A 3,651-nucleotide genomic window follows, 5' to 3' on the forward strand; every position below is an offset into this window, starting at 1 on the left:
CACGCGTTGGAGTGCCGGCTTTAGCCGGCTGAAGCCGGCACTCCAACGCCAGTTCATAGACTTTTCAGACAGCCTCTTACATACTTTGGTTGGTCACAACATAAGCCTAACGCCTATTCACGGTTTACACCAGTGACTATAGACATAGTTGGGGCTCAGTCAATAGTCCTAAGCCCTCCCTCATTGGTATAATCCGTTGCATGCTGAAACTGCATTGCTATACCCAATGTCCAATATCCTCTATACTTCATCTGTACTATAGTCAGGATGGTTTATACCAATTATCCTTGAACATGCCGCATCATCAAGAACGCGAAAGCCCATTGGGACGCCATGTTCGGCAATCTACAATCTACAATCTACAATCTACAATCGTAAATGGGATTACAACGCGTATGCTACACACCAATGTTCGCCTCATTGCCATGCTGATCCTCGTTATGCTCGTGGCTTGCGGTACGCCACCACAAGTGGCGCCGCCTTCTCCTGCTCACTCAGAACCAGCAAGCAGCGAGGGTCTCCAGGGGGAACTGATCGTCTTTGCAGCAGCTTCATTAACCGAAGCATTTGGCGCGATCGGAACGAAGTTTGAGACGCTCTACCCAGGAACGAGGGTCAGTTTTAACTTTGCTGGCTCGCAGCAATTGGTTGCACAGCTTCAAGAGGGTGCGCCGGTTGATCTGTTTGCCTCGGCACACATGGCGCAGATGGCTATGGCGATTGAAAGTGGGCGTGTCACGGCAGGAACTGAGCAGATCTTTGCCCACAATCGTTTAGCGATTGTTACGTCTGCTGCAAATCCGGCTGAACTAGCACAGATGGTAGATTTGGCGCGACCAGGTCTGCGCTTAATCTTGGCCGATGAGGCGGTTCCTGTGGGGCACTACAGCCGTGAGGTGCTGGAAAGGGCTTCAAAATTGCCTGAATTTGGATCAAACTATGCTGCATCAGTTCTGGCCAACGTAGTATCATTTGAGCAGAATGTACGTGTCGTATTAACCAAAGTTGGTCTGGGTGAGGCTGATGCAGGGATCGTCTACCTGACTGATGTACAGTCGAGTAGTGAGCCGCTCTTGGAGTTGCTCATTCCAGAAGAAATCAATAGCATTGCCGCCTATCCGATCGCTCGTCTTAATGATACATCCAAAAAGGAGTTGGCCGATGCCTTTGTCGCGTTTGTTTTGGGAGCAGAGGGTCAAGCAATCTTGGCAACATATGGCTTCCAATAGGGTGTACAGCAAGAGGCAAAGGGGCAGCATCATAGAGATGCTGCCCCTTTGGGTCTTAGCGCTGCCCATCTTAGTCCTGATTGGAGCGCCATTGTTGGCTATTGTGCTACGGGTGGATTTGAGCATGCTGGTGGTCAATTTGACCCATCATGTGACATTGCAGGCGATCAGTTTAAGCCTACTGACCTCGCTGATCTCCACCGGCTTGACCTTCTGTTTTGGGCTGCCCTTAGCGTTCTTGTTGGCGCGTAGCAACTTTCGTGGGCGGATGATCGTGGACACATTGATTGATCTACCCATGATCTTACCACCGGCAGTGGCGGGGATTGCGCTGCTGATCGCCTTTGGGCGGCGCGGCATTATTGGCGCTCACTTGGCAGAGCTTGGCATCACCATCGCCTTCACCCAAGTAGCCGTCGTCATGGCACAGACCTTTGTCGCCGCGCCCTACTTTGTGAAAGCAGCAGCGGCAGGGCTACGCGGAGTCGAGCGCGAACTCGAGCATGCAGCAGAGCTTGATGGCGCAAATCGCCCACAGGTCTTCTTCTACATCACCCTGCCCCTCTGCTGGCCCGTCGTGCTCAGTGGCCTAGTCATGAGTTGGGCGCGTGCCTTGGGTGAATTCGGTGCAACCATCATCTTTGCGGGTAACTTGGTAGGGCGCACCCAGACCATGCCGCTGGCGATCTACCTGGGCTTCGAGCGTGACCTACAATTAGCCCTAGTCTTGGCACTGGTGTTTTTGGGTTTCTCTTTTGGGGTATTATTGTTAGTCAAGGGGCTTCTGGGTCAGCGGGTGTAGGGGAAGGTTCGTGAAAGACATGGGCTCGTGGGGGCGTCGCGGCGGCTTCGACTTGTCAAGTTACCATCCCCAAACAGACAGTGCTATAATACCGGCTTACAATGTAACCGGAAGGAGCATATGAAGTACACCAATCTGTCTGATTTCATCGCCTATGTTAGGGCACGCGATGCGCATGAGCCAGAATATCTTCAGGCGGTGCAGGAGGTGATGGGTAGCCTATGGGACTTTATTCAGGCGCATCCGCGTTATGCCGAAGCTGGGCTGCTGGAACGCTTGGTTGAACCTGAGCGGGTCATTCAGTTTCGCGTTGCTTGGGTAGATGACCACGGTCAAGTTCATGTCAACCGCGCCTTTCGCGTCCAGCACAATTCGGCCATTGGCCCCTTCAAGGGTGGTATGCGCTTCCATCCCTCGGTAAACCTCTCTATTCTCAAGTTCCTCGCTTTTGAGCAGACCTTCAAAAATGGCCTGACGACATTGCCAATGGGCGGGGGTAAGGGTGGTGCCGATTTTGACCCCAAGGGTAAGAGTTGCGACGAGGTCATGCGTTTCTGTCAGGCTCTGATGGTGGAGCTCTACCGCCACCTTGGCCCTGATACCGATCTGCCTGCGGGTGATATTGGCGTGGGGGCACGTGAAGTCGGCTTTATGGTCGGTATGATGAAGAAGCTCTCAAACAACAGCGCCTGCGTCTTTACTGGCAAGAGCCGCTCCTACGGTGGTAGCCACATCCGGCCAGAGGCAACCGGCTATGGCCTCGTCTATTTCACTCAGGAGATGCTGGCAACCCAGGCCATGGCCTTTGATGGTATGCGTGTTGCGGTATCGGGATCGGGCAATGTAGCGCAGCACGCGATTGCGAAAATCCTTGAACTCGGCGGCAAGGTGATCACCTGCTCCGATTCGCAGGGTATCGTAATTGATCATGGTGGTTTCACGCGCGAAAAGCTCAAAGCCCTGATGGAGATCAAAAGCAACTATGGGCGTGTTTCCACCTACGCCGAACAGTTTGGGTTGGAGTACATTGCTGGTGCCAAGCCGTGGAAGGTGCCGGTTGAGATTGCGCTACCCTGCGCCACACAGAATGAACTTGATGGCGACGATGCCCGCGCACTGGTCAAACATGGGGTCAAGTGTGTTGCCGAAGGTGCAAACATGCCCACAACCCTCGAAGCTGTGAAGGTATTCCAGGCGGCACGGATTCTCTATGCGCCGGGCAAGGCGGCCAACGCTGGCGGCGTCACCACCTCAGGTTTGGAGATGACCCAGAATGCGATGCGTTTGGCCTGGGAGCGCAGTGAGGTAGATGCACGCTTGCGCGCTATTATGAGCAACATCCACGCTAACTGTGTAGAGTACGGCAAAGAAGACGGCTGCATCAATTATGTTGCCGGGGCCAACATTGCCGGTTTCGTCACGGTTGCGGATGCTATGCTCCAACAAGGTGTATGCTGATCTCCCTAGTCATGTGATCTTGCACCAATTACCATTGAACAGGCCGCATGCCCAATGACAATCTAGCGCATTGAGACCCCATGTCCGGCTATCGGCTATCGGCTATCGGCTATCGGCTATCGGCTATCGGCTATCGGCTATCGGCTATCGGCTATCGGCTAT

At 53.6% G+C, this 3,651-nt stretch carries 3 protein-coding genes; all 3 read left to right on the top strand.

The window, feature by feature from the left end:
• Window positions 1-293 precede the first annotated feature (293 nt).
• The 3 genes from modA (at window position 294) to gdhA (ending at window position 3,489) form a co-directional block, all read left to right on the top strand.
• Window positions 294-1,229 (top strand): molybdate ABC transporter substrate-binding protein, encoded by a 936-nt coding sequence (gene modA / locus CJ255_RS21345; protein WP_165774872.1) that lies wholly within the window; start codon window positions 294-296, stop codon window positions 1,227-1,229.
• A 37-nt stretch (window positions 1,230-1,266) separates the two neighbouring features.
• Window positions 1,267-2,031: an ABC transporter permease gene (locus tag CJ255_RS21350; RefSeq protein WP_245863650.1), complete on the top strand. Its 765-nt coding sequence runs from the start codon at window positions 1,267-1,269 to the stop codon at window positions 2,029-2,031.
• 120 nt (window positions 2,032-2,151) lie between these two features.
• A complete protein-coding gene (gdhA, locus tag CJ255_RS21355; RefSeq protein WP_097646099.1) occupies window positions 2,152-3,489 on the top strand; it encodes an NADP-specific glutamate dehydrogenase in 1,338 nt (445 codons plus the stop codon).
• Window positions 3,490-3,651 lie beyond the last annotated feature (162 nt).

This window comes from Candidatus Viridilinea mediisalina (genome assembly GCF_002532535.1).
GTDB classification, from domain to species: domain Bacteria; phylum Chloroflexota; class Chloroflexia; order Chloroflexales; family Chloroflexaceae; genus Viridilinea; species Viridilinea mediisalina.